A 21,534-nucleotide genomic window follows, 5' to 3' on the forward strand; every position below is an offset into this window, starting at 1 on the left:
TTGGGCGAGGAGCGTGCTAGAGTCGAATCACGGGACCGTCCAGCCACTCGGCGGCCTCGGCCGCGCTCTCGAAGGGGTCGGTCTCGCGGGCCAGCACGACCGGGGCGTCGTACGCCGCCACGCGGGCGACGGCGAGCGCCGACTCGACCGACTCCCCGATGTCGCCGTCCGGAACAGCGTCACGGGCGTCGGCGAACGCGCTCCGTACCTCGTCGGCGAGGTGTTCGCGGGCGGCCCGCCGGAGGTTGTCCGCGCGGTCCGCGAGTCGGAGACGCTCGCGTCTGCGCTGGCGGTTAGCCCGCGCTCGTTCGCGGGCCTCGGTCAGTGCCTGCTCGGCCGCGATGCGCTCGGTCTGGACCTCCGAGAGGCGGCGAGTCGCCTCGGCGAGGTCGGCCTCCGCGTCGGTGGGGTCCGCGTCGGCGTCGCGGAGCGCCTGCACCCGACCGCGGAGGGTGGCGACGCGCTCGCGCATCTCCTCTGTGGCGTCGTTGGCGTCCGCGACTCGGCGGCGAGCGCGTTCGAGGTCGAGTTCCGGCACGTCGAGCGCGTCGCGGCGGTCCCGAACTGCGGCGAGTTCGTCGGCCTGCGGTGCAGTGTGGCCCCGCGTTCGGGCGGCCGCCGCGAGTGCGGGCCGGACCGAGAGGTCCATCTCGGCGCGAATCACGCCGACGTGGTCGTGGACGGGACCGGGGTCCGGGCAGTCGATAGCGAGCGCGCCATCGTACTCGCCACCGCAGTCGCTCCCGACGGTACAGTCACGGTCGAAGTCTCGGCCGCCATCGCCACGAACTTCACGGGCGACGTCGCGTAAGGAGAGAGCCTCAGACCGCGATTCGCCGACGTCCTCGGCGTGAGAGTGGAAGAGACGCCGAAGGTCCATCGCCCGACCGGTCCGAACCGCTCCGGCGACGCGAACCTTCATAGCTTGGCGTCGCGCATCGAGTCGAGGTCCGGATGGTCGGTTCCGACGGCGAACTTGGCGTACGGCGTGCTCGGGTGCTCGCGGTCCTCGTAGGCGGTGGCCGCGTTCCGAACTCGTTCGGACACGGCTTCGAACTCGTTGAACGGCGCGGTCTGCTCGACCTGTACGTCGGCGGCGTGCTTGGCCCGGAGACGGAGCGCCAAGAACGCACCCAGTTGGGTCGCCTCCAGCAGTGCTGCCCGGCCGAACCGCTGGACGACCGTCTCTTCGTGTCCGTTACAGACGTTTCGGAGGGTCTGGCGCGCGGCCTGCGAGTACGTGACGACCAACAGCACGGCGGTAGATTTCCTCCCGCATCGGTATAAAATTACGGCATCTGTCTTCGAGTATCAACCGGAAGTTGCCGAACTCGGACGACCGACGGGCAGTTATCGACTTCGCACGCTCCACTCGCCGTCGTCGAACTCGACCACGGTGTCGAACAGGGACGTGAGCGTACTGACGGTCTGGGTGTCGCACGCGTCGGGGTCGAGGTGGAAGTGCGCGGTCACGTCGGCCGCGGCGAACCGACCGGTCAGCACGTGAAGGAACTTGTAGACGGTCTGGAGGTCGGCGTACTGGAGCAGGGCGGTCAGCGAGTCGAAGCAAGCGACGGTCCGCCCGTCGAGCGCGTCCCACTCTCGGAGAATTTCGCTCAGTTTGATTCCGAGACCCGTCAGGTCGCCCGGGTTCGACAGCGTCTCGACGACCTCGTCGCCCGTCGCTGAAGTGGTGTCGCTACCGGCGCGGGCCGTCGCCGAGCGAGTCGTATCGCCGACACTCACTAATCGCATGTTCCGGGGACGCTCCCCCGTGCGTGTGAGCCAGTCACGGATACACGTGTCCGGCGACCGAGTGTACGTGACCCACAGGACGTTCTCTTCCGAAGCGTCGTCGAACGCGAGGAGGTCGAGACACGCGTCCTCGGTCGCCGAGTGAATCGACGGCGCGAGTAGCAGGACGCAGTCTCCCTGCGCGAGGTCGGATTCGAACGACTCGTCTTCGTCGTGACCCTTGGTTTGCATCAGTGTACTCGTAGTTTTGCTCCGTTTCGGCCGCGATGTAGCGGTCCGTCTGAACGAGTTTTCCTAAGGGAACCTAGTTTATTTATTTTCCCCTCTGAATTACCCGATTAGTGACCTATCAGTCGAGTTGCTCGACTTCGAACGTCACGTCGGCCGGGTCGAGTCGCTCGTTCACGCGCTCTCGGGCCTGGGCGGGCGACTCGGCGACGACCACGAGACCGTCGGCGGGTTCGGCACCCGAAGCGCGATAGGCGGTCAGGTCCCCGTCCTCGAATTCGGTGGCGTAGGTCCGCAGCACGTTCACGACGCGACGCTCGGTCGCGCCGAGGTCGGTCTCGCCCGACTCGAAGTCGGCCAGCGCGTCCTCGACGTTTCGGAGGGCGGAGATTCGGTCCATGGACCTCAGGTCGTCCGCAGGTGGTCGGTCGAGGGTTCGTATACCTCGCCCTTCTGTTTGAGTTTGTCTATCTCGTGTTCGGCCTTCGACTGCTCCATGCCGATTTCGTCGGCGCGAGCCATCACCTCGTCCACCGGCGCGCCCTCCTCGTAGTCCTCCTCGATTTCGCCGATGAGCTGTTTCAGGTTCTTGATGCGGTCTCGCTGGGACTTCGACTGGCCGGTCTCGACCACGTCGGCGTCGAACTGTCCGGTCTCGGGGTCCACGCCGATGTCTTGGAGACACGAGCGAGTGATTCGCACGGAGCGCTCGGCGTCCTCGATTTTCACCTCGTCCGAGAGGCGGACGCGGGCGCTAGCCTCCGCGAGACGGACCAGCGCCTCCAGTTTCCGGGCGGTCACGGGGACGGGCGCGTCCTCGTCGGCCCCCTTCGTCCGGAGGTCCACGTAGAAGTCCCGGATGCGCTCCATCGCCTCGTCGGTCATCGTCGGGAAGCAGTTGCGCTTCGAGTAGGCGATGTACTTCCGCAGGAGGTCGGGTTCGATGGCGGGCGCGACCTCTTGGGTCTCGTTGTCCACTTCCGCCTGCGAGATGTTCGGCGCGCTCATCTCCGTGCGCTGGGTGTTCAACTGCCCCGCGTAGTTCGTCTGCAGGATGTGTTCGGCCAGTCGCTTGTCCTCCTCCTCGTCGGGTTGGTCGGTGACGGTGAAGATGAGGTCGAACCGCGAGATGAGCGCCGGTTCGAGGTCTATCTGCTCGCCGATGGGTTCGTACTGGTCGAACCGGCCGTACTTGGGGTTCGCGGCCCCGAGCAGCGAGCATCGGGATTTGAGGGTGGCGTTGATGCCGGCCTTCGACACCGAAATCTTCTGCTGTTCGAGCGCCTCGTGCATCGCGCTCCTGTCGTCCGGGGCCATCTTGTCGAGTTCGTCCACCGCGGCGATGCCCTTGTCCGCGAGGACGAGCGCACCCGCTTCGAGGGTCCACTGCTGGCCGTCGCCGAAGTCGTCGCGAACCGCGGCGGCGGTGAGACCGGCGGACGAGGACCCCTTCCCGGAGGTGTACACCGAGCGCGGCGCGATGTTCTGGACGTACGAAATCATCTGCGACTTACCCGTACCGGGGTCCCCTATCAACAGCATGTGGAGGTCGCCCCGAATCCGGGACTCGTCGGGGAGGTGCTTGGTCACGCCAGAGAACAACTGGAGAATCATCGCCAGTTTCTCCTCGTCGTAGCCGTAGATGGCCGGGGCCATCGAATCGACCATCTGCTCGTAGATGTCGTCCTTTTGGGAGAGTTCGACGATTTCCTTCTTGTCCTCGTCGGTGATGTCCATCTCCTCGAACTCCTCGTCCTCGATGGTCACCGAGATGCCGTCCATGTACACGTCGAACACCGCGGACTTGTCCTGCTCGCTGCCCTGCTGTTCGAGGTGGAGGATGCCGGTGACCCTGACGTGGTCGCCGGGCGTCACATCGCCGGTGATGTCGTCCTCGATGTGAACGTCGAGGCTCTTCGGCGTCTCGCCGCCGCGGAGTCCTTCGGGACTCTCCTGAATCCGGAGCTTCTGGGAGTCAACGAACTCGGACTGGTCGAAGTTTATCTGGAACGGTCCCTGTCGCTCACAGCCCTGACACTCGTGGGGTTCCTGAAAGTCGCCGCTGCTCTGGGGGATGTACGTCAGCGTGCCGCAGCGCTGGCACTCGAAGGCGGCCTCCTGAATCTTGGGTCGGACGTCGGTCGCCTTCCGGACGATGCCCTGCACGCTGACCAGCGTGTTGACGTGCCGGGCGCGAATCTCGCGGATGTCGGTCTGCTGGTCCAGATTCTCGATTCGGACGTGGGCCTGCCCCAGACTCACGTCCACCGGGAGGTCGTAGAGGCGGAGCGCTTCCTCGGCGTACTCGCGCAATTGCTCGGGTTTCGAGACGAAGTCGTCTGCGAGGTCGGCGTCGTACCGATAGAGGTCGGTCCAATCGACGTGGAGCGAGCGCTGTTCGTTCGGATAGTTCTGGGCGAGTTCGCCGATTTCGTCGCTGTAGTACCGCCGGTAGAACTGCTCGAAGTTATCAATCAGCTCCGTGTTCTCCGCGCGAGCCATTCAAGGAACTCGTAGTTCTTCCTTCGATAAGAACCTTCGTAAAGCAGAGCGGAAGTGAAGCCGCCGTCTCTCCGACGGAGGGCGGCGCTACCCGCCGAGGAGGACGACGTTATCCCCCGAGATAGAGCTGCGAGACTTCCTCGTTGTCGATGAGGTCGGCCGCGGCGTTCTCGAAGCGGACGGACCCTTGGTCGAGGACGTAGCCGCGGTCGGAGATGCCGAGTCCCTTCGTGGCGTTCTGCTCGACCATGAGAATCGCGGTGTCCATCTCGTTGACCGCCTGCACGTGGCCGAACACGTCGTCGGCGGTGTTCGGCGCGAGTCCGGCCGACGGTTCGTCGATGAGGAGGACGTCCGGTTCCATCACGAGCGCCCGAGCGAACGCCAGCACCTGTCGCTGTCCGCCCGAGAGGGTGTTGGCCTTCGCCGACCGCTTCTGGTCGAGGATGTCGAATCGGTCGTACAGGTCCGCGATGACCTCCGAGAGACCGTCTTCGCGGGCGACGCCGCCCATTCGGAGGTTCTCGTCGATGGTGAGCGTCCCGAACACGTTGTCGGTCTGGGGCACGTAGCCGATGCCCTCGCGGACGATGTCCTCGGGTGCCATTCCGCCGATTTCACGGCCGTGGTACTCCACGGTTCCCGCCCACGGCGTCAGCATGCCGAAGGCCGTCTTGAGGACCGTCGATTTCCCCGCGCCGTTCGGGCCGATGAGACAGACGATTTCGTCGGCGTCCAGATGCATCGAGCAGTCGTCGAGCACCTGCACCTCGCCGTAGCCGCTGTCCACGCCCGACAGTTCGAGGACGTGGTCGCTCACGCGCCACCTCCCAGATACGCCTCGACGACGCGGTCGTCGGACTGCACCTCGTCGGGGGTTCCCTCCATGAGAACGCTCCCGCGGTCTAACACCACTACCGGGTCGGCGAGATTCATGACGAACTCCATGTCGTGTTCGATGAGCAGGAACGTCGTCCCCTGCTCGTTGAGTCGGCGAACCTGCTCGGCGAGTTTGTTCCGGAGCGTCGGGTTGACGCCCGCGACCGGTTCGTCCAGCAGGAGGACCTCCGGTTCGGCCAGCATCGCGCGGGCCAGTTCGACCAGTTTCATCTGTCCGCCCGAGAGGTCCGTCGCCGGTTGCGTGGCGAGGTGGTCGATTTCGAACTCCTCCAAGATTCGCTGGGCGTCGGCGAGGTTGCGCGACTCGGTCTCGGCGACTTCGCCGGGCGAGGTGAACAGTTTCACGAACGACTCGCCGGGTTGCTTTCTCGGTCCCACCAGCATCGCCTCGCGGACCGTCATCCCCTCGAGTTTCCGGGGCGTCTGGAACGTCCGAATCAGTCCGTGGTCGGCGACTTGGTACGGTTCCGCGCCGGTGACGTCGGTCCCGTTGACCTCGACGCGCCCAGCGTCGGGTTCGTAGAAGCCCGAGATGAGGTTGAAGAGCGTGGACTTGCCGGCACCGTTCGGACCGATGAGACCGGTGATGGTCCCGCGTTCGACCTCGAAGGTGGCGTGGTCGGTGGCGACCAGTCCGCCGAACGACTTCTGGAGGTCGTCCACGCGCAGGACGACGTTCTCCTTCGAGAGGTTCGCGCCCAGACGCGGGTCGTTCGGGGATTCGAGGTCACTCACCGTCGCCACCTCCCTTGGCGTCGCGGACGCCGGAGTCGGGCCGGGACGGCGCGCCGTCGACGGCGTCGGGCCAGATGAGTTCGCGCTGGGGCGGCAGGATGCCCTCCGGACGGAACCGCATCAGCGCGATGATGAGGACGCCGATGAGCAGCAGTCGGAGCGGAGCCACGTCGACGGGAATCCACGAGAACTCGTTGAGGAACCGGGTCCCCTCGCGGATGGCGACGATGACGAACCCGCCGAACAGCGCGCCGCGGTTCGAACCGCTGCCGCCGAGGATGACCGCGACCCAGACGTAGAACGTCGTCACGGGGTCGAGGTCGCCGGGGCTGACGAACAGGTTCAGGTGGGCGTAGAAGACGCCCGCCAGCGCCATTATCAGACTGCCGAGGACGAACGACTGCATCTTGAACGAGTAGGTGTTCTTCCCCAGCGCCCGCGCGAGGTCCTCGTCGGACCGAATCGTCCGGAGGACGCGACCCCACGGCGAGCGGTGGGCGCGCTTGAGGACCGCGTAGGTGACGCTGACGAACGTCACGACGAGCGCGACGTTCAGCAGCGCGTTCCAGAACGGCGTTTCGAGGACGAGAGTGGTGCCGGGGAGCGCGACCTCCAGTCCGGGCATCGCGCTCGGGAACGTCTCCAGCAGCGGCCACCCCTCGAAGAAACTCGGGATGCCGCGGACTCCCGCGCTGCCGTTGGTCCACTGGCGTTCGTTGAGGACGACGAGTCGGACGACCTCGGCCAGTCCGAGCGACGCGATGGCGAGGTAGTCCGCGCGGAGACGGAGCGTCGGCACGCCGATGAGGACTGCGAGGAGGCCCGCGACCACGAGCGCGACCACGAGTCCGACGAGCGGGCTGTACCCCCCGGCGATGGGGGACGTACTCGCGCTCATGAGCGCGGTACCGTACGCGCCGATACCGAAGAACGCCGCGACGCTGAAGTTAATCAGTCCGGAGAACCCCCACTGGGAGTTCAGTCCGAACGACAGCAGCGAGTACATCCCCGCGAGACCGACGAGATACAGGAAGTACGTCGGCGCGAGTCCGCCCGAGAGCAGGCCGAACAGCAGCAGCGCTGCGAACCCGACGATGAAGGCGAGGACGCCCTGTTCGGGTCGCGTGAGGTCCGCCCAGTACTCGGTCGGGTCGGTGAGTGCGTTCATCTCAGGTCGCCTCCTGTGCGATTCCGTTGGGACGGACGAGCAGCACGGCCACCATGATGACGAACGCGATGGCGTTGGCGTACTCGATGCCGACGGGAAGCACCGGCGTCAACTGGTTTATCATGCCGATGAGGAGTCCGCCGAGCATCGCCCCGTAGACGGAGCCGATACCGCCGAGGATGACGGCCGCGAAGATGAGCAGCAGCAGGTCGAACCCCATCCGCGGCGCGAGCTGGTTGTAGAGACCGAGGAACACGCCGCCTGCACCGGCCAGTCCGGCCCCGATAATCCACGTCCATAGTTTGATGCGGTCGGTGCGGATGCCGCTCACGCGGGCGAGGTCGGGATTGTCCGCCATCGCGCGCATCTTCCGACCGAGGTCGCTGTGCTGGAGCAGGACGTGAAGCCCGCTCACCAACACGAGCGCCGAGACGGCGATTGCCACGTCGTGTTGGGTGACGCGGACTCCGTAGGGGACGAGCCACTCGATGGGCCGGAGCGATTGGATGTCGTATCGAGTGAAGTCCGCGCCGAACCCCATCTGAATCACCGCGCGGTAGACGAAGGCGACGCCGATGGACGTTATCAGCAGTCCGATGGAACCGACGTCGAGCGGTTCGTAGACGACCTTCTCGGTGACGACGGCGACGACCGCCGCCACGGCGATACCGACCAGCAGCGCGACGAAGAAGCCCAGCGGAAGTCCCAGCACTGCTCCGCCCAGACCGCCGACGGCCCCGAACGTGACCAGCGCCGTGTACGCCCCGATAGTCATCGTGTCGCCGTGGGCGAAGTTCGCGAAGTCGGCGATGCTGTAGACGAGCGACAGCCCGATACTCCCGAGGATGATGATGCTGCTGAATATCAGCCCGTTGACGAAGTGTTCTAGAAGGGCCATTGGGGCTTACGACTCGATGAAGCCGGTTCCGACGTAGTCGTGGTTCTCGACGGTGAGAATCTGGAGGTAGCCCACGGGGTCGCCGTTCTCGTCGAAGTCGATGGGGCCGCTGACGCCCTGATAGTCCACGTCGTCCACGCCGCCGCCGTCGGCGAGAATCTTGCTCGCGGCCTCGAAAGAAGTCACCTTCTCGCCCTCCGGTCGAGTCACCTCGCGGACGGTCTTCTGGAGCGCCTTGCCGGTGAACTCGTCGGCGGCCTGTATCGACAGCGCCGCCGTGACGACGCAGTCGTAGGCGTAGGCCGACCACGCGGTCGGTTCCTCGCCGTACTCCTCTTTGAACGCGCTGGCGAACTCCTTGTAGTTGTCTTGGTCCACGGGGGCCGACGGCACCACGATTTTCATGCCGTCCATGCTCCCTTCCGGGGTGTTCTTGAGGACGTTGTCGCCCGAGACGGAGTCGGCACCGTAGAACTGCGCCTCGTAGCCGCTGGAGTAGGCCTCGTTCACCATCGTGGCGAACTCCGCCTGATAGGTGATGAACAGCCACGCGTCGGCACCGGAACTGTTCATCTCCGAGACGACGCCCGAGTAGGACTGCTGCTTCTGGTCGTGAGGGTTCTTGTAGGCTATCTCGCCGTCGTAGGACTGCTCGAACGCGTCGGCGAGGCTCTGGCCGTAGTCGTTGTTGACGTAGGTGACGGCGACTTCGTCGTAGCCGTCGTCCGCGATGATGTTCGAAAGCGCAGTCGATTGGGTGCGACCGGTCGGCGACATCCGGAGCAGACCGGGGAAGTCGGTGAGGCTCAGTCCAGTGGAGTTCTGCTCAGTTGAACGACGTCGGTGCCCTGAACGACGCTCTCGTAGATGGCCAGCGAGACGCCGGAGCCGACGGACCCGATGAGGAAGGGGACCTGATTCTGGTTCACCAGCTTCTGGGCGGCCGAGACGCCGCCCTGACTCTCGGACTCGGAGTCCTCGACGATTATCTTGAGGTCACGCCCGTTGATTCCGACCTCGTTCACCCGCTTCAGCGCGAGGTCCTTCCCGCGCTGGTTGCGCTCGCCGAACGCCGACAGCGAACCGGTGAGCGAGTCCACCATCCCGATGGCGTAGGGACCGCCGTCGCTCCCGCTTTCGGTCTCGGTTTCGGTCGTCCCCTCGGTTTCGGTCTCCGTCGTCTCCTCGGACCCGTCGTCCGTCGAACTCACGCAACCGGCCAACGCGGTGACGCCCGCCCCACCCGCCGCCTTCAACAGCGTTCTCCGGTCGATGATATCCACGATGTTTCGTGACATTACGTCTATGGGGAGTTGTACCACGAGGGGGTTAACCCCGACCCTACCATGGTCGGGTGCCTCGGTAGAGCAACTGAGAGCCGCGAAAACGCTGTTGTCGTGTATTCAGAGGGCTGCCACTTATACTCACCGGCCGTTCGGCGTAACTTATGGTCGGGTCGCCGTATAGGTGGGTCGCGTCTCTAGTGTGCGTCGTGATACCACCGATTGCCAACGACTTCGTCGCGGGCGAGACGCCCGAGGCGGCGCTGACCCACGTGGACGGCGTGAACGACCGGGGCGTGTCGGCCATCCTGAACCTGCTCGGGGAACACTACGAGGACCGTTCGCCCGCGGACGCCGACGCCGACGCGTACGTCGAACTCGCGGCGGCCATCGCCGACCGGGGGTCCGACGCCTGCATCTCCGTCAAGCCCAGCCAAATCGGACTCGGCGTCGGCGACGCCGTCTTCCGGGAGAACCTCGCGCGAATCGTGGACGCCGCCGACTGCTTCGTCTGGATAGACATGGAGGACCACGAGACGACGGACGTGACGCTGGACGCTTTCGAGCGACACGCCCGCGAGACGGACGGCCGGGTCGGCGTCTGCGTGCAGGCGAATCTGAAGCGGACCCGCGACGACCTCGAACGACTCGCCGACGTGCCGGGCAAGGTTCGCCTCGTCAAAGGCGCGTACGACGAGTCGGCGGAAATCGCCTACAAGAAGAAAGCGCGGGTGGACGAGGCGTACCGAGAACTCCTCTCGTTCATGTTCCGCGAGTTCGACGACGGCGTCGCCGTCGGCAGTCACGACCCCGCGATGATAGAACTCGCGCGAGAACTCCACGACGAACACGGGACGCCCTACGAGGTGCAGATGCTGATGGGTGTCCGCGAGCGAGCGCAGTTCGACCTCGCCGAGGACGTCGCGGTCTACCAGTACGTCCCCTACGGGAGCAAGTGGTTCTCCTACTTCTACCGCCGCATCCGGGAGCGGAAATCGAACGCGCTGTTCGCGCTACGGGCCATCGTCGGGCGTTGAGTCGCAGACCGCGGGTTGGTCACGGGCGACTACGGGTCGAGAAGTTTCGACTCGGCCTTCCGGAGGTGTTCGAGCAGCGTCGTCTTCGAGACGTCGAGGTCGTCGGCGAGTTCGCGGGTCGAGGTCCCGCGGGGCCACTCGTAGTACCCCGTCTCCCGGGCGTGTTCGAAGACCTTCCGCTGGGTGGTCGTGAGCGTGTCGAGTCGCTGGTCGCGCGGGGACCGGCCGTTGGCGTCGGCCGCCGTGATGGAGTCGATGCTCACTTCGGCACCCGACTGCTCGCGGACGTTCTGTAGCGCGTCCTCGATTCCAGACCGTTCGCCCGCGAACCCGACGTGCCACTCCTCCTTGCCGTTCTCGATTCGGACCGGCGCGCTGTGGACGAACCCGTTTTCGAGTAACGTGGGACAGACCATGTCGTCGGGGTCGTACTCCAAGAAGAACTCCCGGACCACGTTGCCCGGCGCGTTGCGCGCGCGGCCGAACCGCTCCTGTAGTTCGAGCAGTTCGCCGGCGCGGTCGGACGCGCGGATGGCGTCGAAGAGGCGTTCGACCTCCGCCTCCGTCTCGCCGAAGGCCGTGAAGAGACCGTTGACCGACGACGGTCGGTCCCCGGTCGTCGGCGAGTTGTAAATCGCGTGCGCCAACACGCCGCCGGCGGTCCGTTCGGTCGCCTCGATGGCCCAGCAGTTCGGATGCCACAGGTCGAGCGTCAGTCTCGTTCCCGGTATCTGTTCCGCGATAGTCATCCCTGATATAGGCCTCACGCACTATTGCGTGTGTCGGTTCAACGAGGATGCACCCGACCATGGTCGGGTGCGCGTCGGGCGGGCTATCGACCCCACTCGCGACGCGACGGACCCGGACGCCGCGCCCGCCCATGGTCGGCGGGGGAGTTTGGCGCTCTCCCACTGGACGAACATCACGAACACCGATGGCAGAGACACACCGACACTACATCGACGGCGAATGGGTCACCGGCGAGAGTTCCGACACGTTCACGAGTCAGAACCCCGCGACCGGCGAGGCGCTCGGCGAGTTCTATCACGGGACGCCGGCGGACGTAGAACGCGCTGTCGAGGCCGCCGACGAGGCGTTCGAGGAGTGGCGCGAACTCTCCCGCATCGACCGCGCGGAGTACCTCTGGGACGTGTATCACGCGCTCAAGGAGCGGACGGACGAACTCGGCAGAATCGTGAGCCAAGAGTGCGGCAAGGAGATTTCGGAGGGGCGCGCGACGTGGTCGAGGCCGCCCACATGGTCGAGTGGGCCGCGGGCGACGCCCGCCACCCCAAGGGCGACATCGTCCCGTCGGAAATCGCCGCGAAGGACGCCTACATGCGCCGGAAGCCCCGCGGCGTCACGGGATGTATCACGCCGTGGAACTTCCCGGTCGCCATCCCTTACTGGCACATGGCGGTCGCGCTGGTCGAGGGCAACACCGTCGTGTTCAAACCCGCCGAGCAGACGCCCGAGTGCGCCCACGTCGTCGCGGAACTGTTCGCCGAGGCGGGACTCCCGGACGGCGTGTTCAACATGGTACAGGGCTTCGGCGACGTCGGCAACGCCATCGTCGAGTCCGACGACGTGGACACGGTGCTGTTCACCGGGTCGGCCGAGGTCGGCCACAGCATCGCGGAGTCGGTCGCGGCCGACCCCGGCAAGCGCGTGGCCTGCGAGATGGGCGGGAAGAACGCCGTCGTCGTCACCGACGAGGCGGACCTCGACGTGGCCGTCCACAGCGCGGTGATGTCCTCGTTCAAGACGACGGGCCAGCGCTGCGTCTCCAGCGAGCGCCTCATCGTCCACGAGGACGTGTACGACGAGTTCAAGGAACGCTTCGTCGAAGCGGCGTCGCGAGTCGCGGTCGGCGACCCGCTGGACGAGGACACCTTCATGGGGCCGCTAGTCGAGGCCGCCCACCGCCAGAAAGTGGCGAACTACAACGAACTCGCCCGCGAGGAGGGCGTGAACGTCCTCGTCGATAGGACCGACCTCGACGCCGACGAGATTCCCGACGGCCACGAGGACGGCCACTGGGTCGGCCCGTTCGTCTACGAGGCGGACCCCGACGCCGACCTGCGGTGTACCCACGAGGAGGTGTTCGGCCCGCACGTCGCGCTCCTCGAATACGAGGGCGGTATCGAACGCGCCGTCGAAATCCAGAACGACACGGAGTACGGACTGGCGGGCGCGGTCATCTCGGAGAACTACCGCCAGATACACTACTACCGCGACCACGCCGAAGTCGGTCTCGCGTACGGCAACCTGCCGTGCATCGGCGCGGAGGTCCAACTGCCGTTCGGCGGCGTCAAGAAGTCCGGCAACGGCTACCCCAGCGCCCGCGAGGTCATCGAGGCCGTCACCGACCGGACCGCGTGGACGCTGAACAACAGCAAGGACATCCAGATGGCGCAGGGTCTCTCGGCGGAGGTCACGACCGATGACGAGTGAGTCCGCCGACGGTTCACGGCCCCCGTGCCCGCAGTGCGACGCGGCGGTCCGATTCCGAACCGGAATCGAGACCTGCGAGCAGTGCGGGTGGGTTCGGGTACAAGGTGCCGACTGAAGCGGAGTAGTCCCGGCCGCGGCCCGACTCCGAATCTGCGTATCGGAGGTGTTTTGTGTCGATGCGCGAAATGGACATGTAGACGGCACGGTCAGCAGTACCTTTCAGCCCGCGTGGTTTCCACGTGTGGTCACCGCTGACTGACCTACTCCGTCTGTTGAAAGACCGCGAGCGGCGGCTATTACTGTATCCGGAGTACTCTACAGTGCCAGCATCAGGTATTCACAGTATCTTCCGCAAGAAAATCGGTTTCAGACGAGATGGGACCGCCCGGATTCGAACCGGGGTTATCGGCACCCAAGGCCGAAAGGATACCAAGCTACCCCACGGTCCCGCACCAGTTAGTAGCGCGCCAGTGTATGTAAAGGATTTCGTTTGTGGCGTATCGTCACAGATACGTCACGGCGTCACGCCCCAAATAGCGGCGATACCGAGCGTCGTGGTGATAGCGAACAGGATTTGGAGCGGTGCGCCCACCCGAACGTAGTCGGTGAACTTGTACCCGCCCGGCCCGTAGACGAAGAGATTGGTCTGGTAGCCGACCGGCGTCATGAACGCCGTCGAAGCCGCGAACGTGACCGCGAGGACGAACGCGAAGGCGTTGGCGTCGAGTTGGGCGGCCGCCTCTGCGGCCACCGGAATCATCAGCACGACGCTGGCGTTGTTGCTGACGATGTTCGTCAGCACCGCGGTCACGACGTAGAACAGGCCGAGAACCGCTATCGGCGGGAAGAAGTCCGCCGACAGCACGAGCAGGTTGGCTATCAGGTCGGCCGCGCCGGTCTCCTCCATGGCGATGCCGAGCGGGATGACGCCGGCGAGCAGGAAGATGACCTCCCACTCCACGGCGTCGTAGACCTCCGGCGGTTCGAGGACGCCCGTCACGACCATCACCAGCGCGCCCGCCAGCGCCGAGACCATGATTGGGAGCACGTCGAGGGCGGCCACCGCGACCACGGCCGCGACGATACCCACGGCGAGCGGAATCTTCGATTCCCGATAATCTGGTCGTTCGACCTCCTGAGCCACGATGAAGTCGCGGTTGACGTTCAGACGCGAGATGCTGTCGGGGGTCGCGTAGACGAGCAGGGTGTCGCCGACCTGCAAGTCGGCGTGGTCCATGCGCTTGCGGATGAACTCGGGACCGCGCCGGAGCGCGAGAACCGTCGCGTCGTAACGCTCGCGGAAATTCGCAGTCGCGAGCGTCTTGCCAATCAGCGACGACCGGGGCGCGACGACCACCTCCACCAGATTCCGTTCCTCGTTCGTGCTTTCGAGTTCCTCCTCGGTCACGTCGACGTTCGGGACCAGCGCCAACCCCTCGGCGTCGATGAGGTCGAGGAGCGTGTCGCGGTCGGTCCGGACCGCGAAGATGTCGTCGGCCTGAATCTCCTTGGGACCGAGCGGTTCGGCGAACGACTTCCCCCCGCGGATGAGTTGGACGAGGTCCACGTCGAAGTCGGTGTCGGCGAGCGCGTCCTTGACGGTCCGACCGACCAGCGGCGAGTCGCCGCGGACGACCACTTCGGTCAGGTACTCCTCCAACTCGAACTCCTCGGTCAGGTCGTCCTCCGGCGGGATGCGAGCGGGCGTGAGCCACCGGCCGAGGGTCATCAGATACGCCGTACCGACTATCGAGACGAGGATGCCGAGCGAGGTAAACTCGAACATCGAGAAGGCGTGGAGGTCGCCGAACGCCGCCGGGTTCTGCTCGCCGAGGCGGGCCGCGAGGTCGCTAGCGAGGATGTTGGTCGAAGTCCCGATGAGCGTGAGCGTCCCGCCGAACATCGAGGCGTAAGAGAGCGGAAGCAGCAGTTTCGAGGGGGAGGTGTTGCCCTCGTGAGCGAGGTCGGTCACCATCGGCATGAGGATGGCGACCGCCGCGGTGTTGTTGATGAACCCCGAGATGGACCCGACGACGCCGATGGTCGCGCCGAGTTGTCGGGTCTCGTCGTCCTTCGTGAACGCCGCTATCTTGCGGCCCAGAATCTGGACGACCCCGGTCCGTTGGACGCCGTAGCTCAAGATGAACATCGCGAGGACGGTGATAGTCGCGGAACTGGCGAACCCCGAGACGCCTTCCGTGGGCGAGACCCGCGTCCACGGTTCCAGCACCATCAGCGCCACCATGATGCCGATTGCGGTGATGTCGATGGGGACCGGTTCCGTGGCGAACAGCACCAGCGCTACGAGGATGACGAGAAAGACGATAGCGATTCCGGGCGTCAGCGAGAGTACCACGTCGGAGTACAAGTCGGGGCGAGGTCAAAAAAGACACGACCGCCGACCGCGGCCTTCGCTATCGGTTTTCCCACACCGCGACGCGACCGGCACCCGTGACAACGACTAGATAGTCGTCGATGGAGAACTCGAACTGCCAGTGGCCGTCCGACGACCGGCGCTCGAACAGCGCGTCGAGGGCTTCGAGGTCTACCGCGTCGTACAGTTCGAGGTCGCAGTCGGTCGGGTCCACGCCGTGAGCGGTGGCCACCGCGTCGATTACCGTCTCGCTGAGTGCGGCCGAACCGTCTGCGTCGTGGGTCGTCTCGTACGCCACGGACCGTTCGCGACGCGGCCGGTCGTCGTGTGCTGTCGCCATCGATACGGATTTGCATGTTCCGGTACATTAAAACCCGTCAGACTGGCGTCAGACGGAACGGTAAAAAGGGTGGAGCGGCCCGTCGGACGACAGAGTCCGAAGCGTCCGTTCGCGTCCGAGACGACCGTCGCGCGGTCCGTCGGGGAGGAGTCACTCCTCTTCGCCGTGGAGTTCGAGTTCGGCCACGATTTCGAAGGGGTGGCTCTCCTTGCGAATCCCGTCGAGAATCTTGAACGCCTCGTCGGGCGCGAGGAAGTGGCTGGTGACGACCCGACCGAGGTCGGTGGGTTCCAGTCCGTCGATGAAGCCGTACTCCAGCAGTTTGCCGAGGGCGTGCTTGGTCGGGATTTCGCCAATCATCCGGTCGCCGAGTCGCTTGGCCTGCGTTCCGGCGACCGTGATGTTCGCCAGCGTCTCCTCGACCGCGGCGCTCTCGTCGTAGAGGGTCTGGACGTCCTCCATCTCGCCTTTCAGGAGCTTGAAGGCCACTTCGTCCTCGCTCATCTCCATGCTGTTGTGGTACGCCGCGTCGGGTTCGACGAGGACGTACACTCTCCCGCGGTCGTGGTAGTCCGGACGACCCGCCCGCCCGAGCATCTGGTGGAACTCCTGTACGGAGAGCCACTCGATGCCCATCGCGAGCGTGTCGAAGATGACCTGCGAGGCGGGGAAGTCCACCCCGGCCGCGAGCGCCGCGGTCGTCACGACCGCCGCGAGGTCCTGGTCGGCGAACATCCGCTCGACCTTCTTCCGGCGGCCGTAGTCGAGACCGGCGTGGTAGGGCGCGGAACTGTACTCCAGTTGGCGGGAAATCTCGTGACACCGCCGCCGGGAGTTGGTGAAGATGATGGTCTGGCCCCGATAGCCCTGCGAGGACTTGGTGTCGTACTCGCGCTTGACCAGTTTGTTCTCGATATCGGGTTTCTCTTGCCCGTCGGCGAAGGTGACGTGGCGTTCGAGCGGGACCGGACGCTCTTCGTACTCCACGAGGTTGGCCTCCAGCGACGCCGCGAGACTCGACGGGTTGCCGACCGTCGCCGAGAGGTAGACCCACTGCGCACCCCCGTAGTCGTCGCGCCGACTGGCGCGCGTCTCGGCGTAGTGCTTGAGGCGCGCGATGAGACCGTCGAGGCGGTGTCCGCGCTCCTGTTCCTTGAGGGTGTGGACTTCGTCGATGACGACGGTCCCGATGTCGCCGAGGTCCCGGCCGGTCCGGAGCGCGTGGTCGATGCCCTCGTAGGTGCCGACGATGACGTCGGCGTTCGGGTCGAAGGCGTGGCCGTCGTCCCGGACTCGACTCGCGCCCACGCGGATTGTCACGTCCACGAGGTCGCCGTACTCCTCCTCGAAGTCCTCGTGCTTCTGGTTGGCGAGCGCGACGAGCGGAACCAGAAAGAGCATCTTGCCCTTCCCGTTCAGCACGCGGTCGATGCCGGTCATCTCGCCGACGAGCGTCTTGCCGGTCGCGGTGGCGCTCACCACGAGTTGGTCCTCACCGTCGAGTAGTCCGTTCTGTACCGCGAGGCTCTGGACCGGGAGCAGTTCCTCGAACCGGGGTTCCAGCAGGTCTTGGATGCCCGGATGGAGGTTCAGCGAATCGACGCGGATGTTGTCCACGTCCTCGACGTTGGCGCTTATCTCGTCGAACTTGGTGAGGTCGGGGTCGAGTTGGCCCTTCAGCAGGTTCGTGATGCGTTCGAGGTCCTGCACGTCGAGCAGGAGGTCTTCGAGGCGGTCCTGCGCTTCGCGGGTCATGTCGCCGCGGAACGAGAGTTCGCGCTCTAACTCCTCTTTCGCGCAGTCGGGGCAGATGTACTCGCTGCCCGCGTCGATAGCCGTCTCGCTCGTGATGGGCGAGTAGTAGCCGCTCGACGCGCAGAACCGGCAGGTGCGGACGGCCTTGGCGTCGAGTTGGTAGGCGTCGAGCATCTCCTGTAGCTCCTCGCGGCCCTCCGCGGAGGTCTGCTGAGAGATGCGGATGCGGTCGGCTCTGCGTGCGATTTCCACGAACTCGTCGGGGCTTCGCGGTTCCTCGCTCGTTCCGCGCTTGATGCGGAACCGGCCGGGCCGCGGCCCGGCGCTCGTCTCCTGCAGTTCGAGTTTGGCTCGGAAGACGCGTTCGCCGTCCCGGTTCACGACCGCGGTGTAGTGACCGGACGACTCGTGGAGGAACAGCGCGTCCACCTGTGGGACCTGCTTCGACACGGTACTGGATAATAGCTCGCGCTATTTGAGCAGTTCGGAACCGCGGATTCGGTCGCCCCTCCCGCGCCGTCCGGGATTTCCATCGGGAAGGTTCCTTCACGTCGAGCGTTCGGCCGTAGCGAGAGGCGGTCGCCGGGGGTTTGGACCGTGGAGAGAAAGGCGAGGAAACGCGGCCACACCGGCGGTTAAGCTCGCAATAACCGACGAGACGGAGGCGTTATTCCCGCAATACCGCGCGGCAACCGGCAAATAACAAAGGCTCCATCGTGGTAAGCCCCGACCGCGACCAGACCGACTAACTATGAGGGGGAGACACAACACGCGGTTACCCGAGCGGTTCGACGAGCAAGTGACGCTTGAGATAGACGACGCGGACGGCACGCCGACGGTCCGAATGCAGGACGAGTCGGCCGCCGACGCGTGGATTTCCGCTGACATTCAGGCCCTCGTCTCGCTTCCGGAGTACGAGTAAGGAATCGAGGCTCTCCGCTACGGTTCGGCGCGACGCCGCACGCTTCCGAGTTGCCTTCGAGAGGTTACCGATTACTCCACGAGTTCTATCTCGTCGTCGCCGTTCGGCACGGCGCAGATGAACGCGCCCGGTTCGTCGCCCTCGTTGCGGTACCAGTGAACGACGCCCGCGGGGATGAGGAGCGAATCGCCTTCGCTGACGGTGTGTTCTTCGTCTCCAATTCCCACCGTGTACTCGCCCGAGAGGACGTACTGCTCGTGTTCGACCGCGTTGGTGTGTTCGGGGACTTCCGCGCCGGGGTCGAGTTCGAACCGCCGGATGGCGAAGTTGGGTGCGCCGCGACTCTCGTCGACGAGGACGCCCTTGCGCATCCCGTCGGCCGCACCCACGTCTTCGTATTCGACGTCTTCGCTCCGGCGAATCAGTGGCTCGGTCTGCTGACTCATGCGCGAGGCTACGCGCGGACGTCGTAAAAAGCTACGTCGAATCGGCACCTGAAGGTCGAAAAGAGGTCCGAGAGGACCGGCGTTAGTCCGACCGCGGCGCTTCCGACAGTTCCGCGTAGGGCGTGAACCCGTCGTCGGGAGTCACGAGTCCCGACTGGAGCGCGCACGCCGCCGCCCCGAGACCGCGCGACGACAGCGGTCCGCGGCGCACGCACCGGAACGCGATGTTCTTGGCCGCGTTGTAGTCGTCGTGGGCCGACGCCTCGCACTTCAGGCACTCGAACTGGTTCGCGTCCAGATTCCGGTTCTGCGGGTGCGTGAATCCGCACTCCATGCACCGCTGGCTCGTGTATTCGGGGTTCACTTCCACGACTGCGATGCCGCGCTCGGCCGCGCGGTACTCCACGAACGAGAGGAGTCGCTCGAACAGCCACTCCTGAAACGGTCCGGCCTCGGGGAGCATCTCGACGACTTCGCTCCGCTCGCCGAACGCGATGAGTTCGCAGTCGTACCGTTCGGCCTCGGCGACGATGCCGTTCGCCACCTCGTGGAGGCGCTGGCGGACGAACCTGTCGAGGCGGTTGCCCGTCTGTCGGAGTGTCCGGGCCGCGCTCCTCGTGCCGGTCGCCTCCAGCGACGCCTGCACGCGCTCGAACTCCTCGCGGCGGTGGTTCAGTTCGCCCGCGTCGAAGAACTGGGCGGTGCTGGTGACCGCGAGGTTCTCGACGCCGAGGTCAACGCCGAGCACCGTCGCGCCCTCCGTCGGCGGGTCGATGGCGGGCTTGGGGGTCCGGAACCCGACGTGGAAGTCGAACGCCCCGTCGCGGTAGTGGAGCGTACTCTTCGCCGGTTCCCAGTCCTCGTCGTCGAGATACTGGGACTGATACCCGCCGTCAGCGGGGAGTTTCAGGTCGCATCGGACGCGCTCGCCGGTCGTGGTGAGGCTGACCGTCCGGTCGTCGAACACCGTCATCGTCCGGGTGTCGAACGCCACGGTCGGACTCGTGAACTCGGGCTTCTGGCCCTCGCGCTGGCGGGCGCGCTTGATGGCCTCGGCCGCGCGGTGGGTCGCCAGCACCGCGTGTTGACTGCCGAGGGCGGTCTCCTCGCGCAGGCGGTCGTACGTGAGCTGTTGGACTTCGCTTCTCGTGTGACAGACACCCCACGCCTCGTTGACCGCGAGTTGACAGCCGCGTTTCCACTCCGCGACCAACTCCCGAAGCCGTGTGGCGTCCGTCGGAGACACGGAAAGTCCGGTGACTGCCGTCCGTCTGCAATATTCGGTGTCTGCCACGTTGTACGTCAGTGTCTCAGGGGGCCTCTTGAATACTTTGGCTTGGCCGTAAAGCCTAAGTTAAGCGCGTTGATGGCTTCCGAAATCCAGCGGGGAGAATCCTCTGGCCCCACTGTTAATAGTCTGCCACGGGTACTCACACGTATGAGAAGTTTCACCGTCGGTCGGGCGTTCGGCATCCCCATCAAACTCGACCTGACGTTTCTCCTCATCCTGCCGGTGTTCGCGTGGCTCATCGGCTCGCAGGTCGGGCTCTGGGTGGATAACCTCAATCTGTTTCTCGACCCGAGTCTCAGCAGCGAGACGCTCACCGAAGGAAACTTGGAGTGGATACTCGGGGCGGTGGCCGCCGTCGGCCTGTTCGTCGGGGTCGTCCTCCACGAACTCGGCCACTCGCTGGTCGCCATGCGCTACGGGTTCCCCATCGAGTCCATCACGCTGTGGATTTTCGGCGGTATCGCCCAACTCACGGACCAGCCAGAGGACTGGCGGGAAGAACTCCTCATCGCCATCGCGGGTCCCGCGGTCAGCATCGCGCTGGGCGTCGTCTCGTACCTCGCGGTCCTCGTGACTCCGGGCGAGTTTTCGACCGTCAGGTTCCTCTTCGGCTACCTCGCGCTGATGAACTTCACGTTGGCGGCGTTCAACCTCCTCCCGGGGTTCCCGATGGACGGCGGCCGGGTCCTCCGCGCGCTCCTCGCTCGCAACCGGGGGTTCTCCGACGCGACCAAGACCGCCGCCGAGGTGGGGAAACTGTTCGCCATCCTGCTCGGACTCGTCGGCCTGTTCGGCGGTAATCTCATCCTCATCGGCATCGCGTTCTTCATCTACATCGGCGCGACCAGCGAGGCCCAGCAGACCGTGATGAACGCAGCGTTTCGGGACGTGCGCGTCCGGGACGTGATGACCGGCGTGGACGACCTGCGGACGGTCGAACCCGACACCTCCGTCGCCGACCTGATGGAGACGATGTTCCGCCAGCGTCACACCGGCTATCCGGTCGTCGAGAACGGCGAACTCGTCGGGATGGTCACGCTCGAAGACGCCCGGGAGGTACCGGAAGTCGAGCGCGACGCCTACACCGTCGAAGACGTGATGTCCACCGACCTGAAGACGATTCCGGCCTCAGACGACGCGATGTCGGCGTTCGAGCGAATTCAGGAACACGGCATCGGTCGCCTGCTGGTCATCGACGCCGACGGCGACCTCGCGGGACTGATATCCAGAACCGACCTCATGACCGCCTTCGACATCATTCAGAAGAGCGGTCGGGCCGACCGTATCACGCCGAGTGACCAGCCCGTTACCGAGCGCGAACAGCCCTCACAGTAACCGACGCGGCATCACGGATGGTACGGACTGAAACTGTACGGGGCTAGAGACTCGGAAACGTATTCTTTTCGTAACATCCCCCTACATTCTGATATCATTTCTACATTTATA

18 protein-coding genes, 1 tRNA gene and 2 pseudogenes are annotated in these 21,534 nt (G+C 65.2%); 4 read left to right on the top strand and 17 right to left on the bottom strand.

Features of this window, described 5'->3' with window-relative positions; all coding sequences use genetic code 11:
* Nucleotides 1–16: 16 nt before the first annotated feature.
* The 10 genes and pseudogenes from FXF75_RS17225 to FXF75_RS23525 all read right to left on the bottom strand — a co-directional run bounded on the left by FXF75_RS17225 (nt 17) and on the right by FXF75_RS23525 (nt 9,484).
* Nucleotides 17–922 carry a hypothetical protein gene (locus FXF75_RS17225; protein WP_163523087.1) on the bottom strand — a complete coding sequence of 302 codons (906 nt, stop codon included), beginning with the start codon at nt 920–922 and terminating at the stop codon, nt 17–19.
* Nucleotides 919–1,257, bottom strand: coding sequence for a hypothetical protein (locus tag FXF75_RS17230; RefSeq protein WP_163523088.1), 339 nt, complete (start codon nt 1,255–1,257; stop codon nt 919–921). The genes FXF75_RS17225 and FXF75_RS17230 overlap by 4 nt, the downstream gene beginning before the upstream one ends.
* Before the next feature lie 93 nt (nt 1,258–1,350).
* The gene (locus FXF75_RS17235; RefSeq protein ID WP_240334755.1) at nt 1,351–1,986 is read right to left on the bottom strand and encodes a DUF835 domain-containing protein; all 636 of its coding nucleotides are present in this window, start codon (nt 1,984–1,986) and stop codon (nt 1,351–1,353) included.
* A gap of 118 nt (nt 1,987–2,104) precedes the next feature.
* Nucleotides 2,105–2,383 carry a hypothetical protein gene (locus FXF75_RS17240; RefSeq protein WP_163523089.1) on the bottom strand — a complete coding sequence of 93 codons (279 nt, stop codon included), beginning with the start codon at nt 2,381–2,383 and terminating at the stop codon, nt 2,105–2,107.
* 5 nt (nt 2,384–2,388) lie between these two features.
* Nucleotides 2,389–4,485 carry a minichromosome maintenance protein MCM gene (locus FXF75_RS17245; RefSeq protein ID WP_163523090.1) on the bottom strand — a complete coding sequence of 699 codons (2,097 nt, stop codon included), beginning with the start codon at nt 4,483–4,485 and terminating at the stop codon, nt 2,389–2,391.
* A gap of 109 nt (nt 4,486–4,594) precedes the next feature.
* Complete coding sequence (locus tag FXF75_RS17250; protein ID WP_163523091.1) at nt 4,595–5,305, bottom strand: ABC transporter ATP-binding protein; 711 nt, start codon at nt 5,303–5,305, stop codon at nt 4,595–4,597.
* A complete protein-coding gene (locus FXF75_RS17255; protein ID WP_309221855.1) occupies nt 5,302–6,120 on the bottom strand; it encodes an ABC transporter ATP-binding protein in 819 nt (272 codons plus the stop codon). The genes FXF75_RS17250 and FXF75_RS17255 overlap by 4 nt, the downstream gene beginning before the upstream one ends.
* Nucleotides 6,113–7,288, bottom strand: coding sequence for a branched-chain amino acid ABC transporter permease (locus FXF75_RS17260; RefSeq protein WP_163523092.1), 1,176 nt, complete (start codon nt 7,286–7,288; stop codon nt 6,113–6,115). The genes FXF75_RS17255 and FXF75_RS17260 overlap by 8 nt, the downstream gene beginning before the upstream one ends.
* Nucleotide 7,289: 1 nt before the next feature.
* On the bottom strand, nt 7,290–8,186 hold the full coding sequence (locus FXF75_RS17265; protein ID WP_163523093.1) for a branched-chain amino acid ABC transporter permease: 897 nt from the start codon (nt 8,184–8,186) through the stop codon (nt 7,290–7,292).
* Nucleotides 8,187–8,192: 6 nt separating this feature from the next.
* Nucleotides 8,193–9,484: pseudogene (locus tag FXF75_RS23525) on the bottom strand (ABC transporter substrate-binding protein).
* A 194-nt stretch (nt 9,485–9,678) separates the two neighbouring features.
* On the opposite strand from FXF75_RS23525, the gene FXF75_RS17275 reads away from it, so the two are divergent.
* Nucleotides 9,679–10,506, top strand: coding sequence for a proline dehydrogenase family protein (locus FXF75_RS17275; RefSeq protein WP_163523094.1), 828 nt, complete (start codon nt 9,679–9,681; stop codon nt 10,504–10,506).
* Between the two features lie 29 nt (nt 10,507–10,535).
* Here the strand turns inward: FXF75_RS17275 and FXF75_RS17280 are convergent, their stop codons facing one another.
* Nucleotides 10,536–11,255 (bottom strand): helix-turn-helix domain-containing protein, encoded by a 720-nt coding sequence (locus FXF75_RS17280; protein WP_163523095.1) that lies wholly within the window; start codon nt 11,253–11,255, stop codon nt 10,536–10,538.
* Nucleotides 11,256–11,440: 185 nt separating this feature from the next.
* Here FXF75_RS17280 and FXF75_RS17285 point away from each other — a divergent pair.
* Nucleotides 11,441–12,960: pseudogene (locus tag FXF75_RS17285) on the top strand (aldehyde dehydrogenase family protein).
* A 376-nt stretch (nt 12,961–13,336) separates the two neighbouring features.
* Here the strand turns inward: FXF75_RS17285 and FXF75_RS17290 are convergent.
* The 4 genes from FXF75_RS17290 to FXF75_RS17305 all read right to left on the bottom strand — a co-directional run bounded on the left by FXF75_RS17290 (nt 13,337) and on the right by FXF75_RS17305 (nt 17,879).
* Nucleotides 13,337–13,409, bottom strand: a tRNA-Pro gene (locus FXF75_RS17290).
* Between the two features lie 65 nt (nt 13,410–13,474).
* Nucleotides 13,475–15,316 carry an SLC13 family permease gene (locus tag FXF75_RS17295; RefSeq protein ID WP_375335548.1) on the bottom strand — a complete coding sequence of 614 codons (1,842 nt, stop codon included), beginning with the start codon at nt 15,314–15,316 and terminating at the stop codon, nt 13,475–13,477.
* Nucleotides 15,317–15,374: 58 nt separating this feature from the next.
* Nucleotides 15,375–15,674 carry a HalOD1 output domain-containing protein gene (locus tag FXF75_RS17300; RefSeq protein ID WP_163523096.1) on the bottom strand — a complete coding sequence of 100 codons (300 nt, stop codon included), beginning with the start codon at nt 15,672–15,674 and terminating at the stop codon, nt 15,375–15,377.
* 150 nt (nt 15,675–15,824) lie between these two features.
* Nucleotides 15,825–17,879 (bottom strand): DEAD/DEAH box helicase, encoded by a 2,055-nt coding sequence (locus FXF75_RS17305; protein WP_163523097.1) that lies wholly within the window; start codon nt 17,877–17,879, stop codon nt 15,825–15,827.
* A 301-nt stretch (nt 17,880–18,180) separates the two neighbouring features.
* On the opposite strand from FXF75_RS17305, the gene FXF75_RS17310 reads away from it, so the two are divergent.
* Nucleotides 18,181–18,351, top strand: coding sequence for a hypothetical protein (locus FXF75_RS17310; protein WP_163523098.1), 171 nt, complete (start codon nt 18,181–18,183; stop codon nt 18,349–18,351).
* A gap of 71 nt (nt 18,352–18,422) precedes the next feature.
* On the opposite strand, the gene FXF75_RS17315 is transcribed toward FXF75_RS17310, so the two are convergent.
* Both FXF75_RS17315 and FXF75_RS17320 read right to left on the bottom strand, forming a co-directional pair.
* Entirely contained in the window at nt 18,423–18,797 is a 375-nt protein-coding gene (locus FXF75_RS17315) for a cupin domain-containing protein (protein ID WP_163523099.1), read from the bottom strand.
* Between the two features lie 82 nt (nt 18,798–18,879).
* On the bottom strand, nt 18,880–20,091 hold the full coding sequence (locus tag FXF75_RS17320) for an RNA-guided endonuclease TnpB family protein (RefSeq protein WP_163523100.1): 1,212 nt from the start codon (nt 20,089–20,091) through the stop codon (nt 18,880–18,882).
* Between the two features lie 144 nt (nt 20,092–20,235).
* Between FXF75_RS17320 and FXF75_RS17325 the strand changes: the two genes are divergently transcribed.
* The gene (locus FXF75_RS17325; RefSeq protein WP_163523101.1) at nt 20,236–21,423 is read left to right on the top strand and encodes a CBS domain-containing protein; all 1,188 of its coding nucleotides are present in this window, start codon (nt 20,236–20,238) and stop codon (nt 21,421–21,423) included.
* The last annotated feature ends 111 nt before the right edge of the window (nt 21,424–21,534 follow it).

It is taken from the genome of Halorussus sp. MSC15.2, from assembly GCF_010747475.1.
Classification (GTDB): Archaea; Halobacteriota; Halobacteria; order Halobacteriales; family Haladaptataceae; genus Halorussus.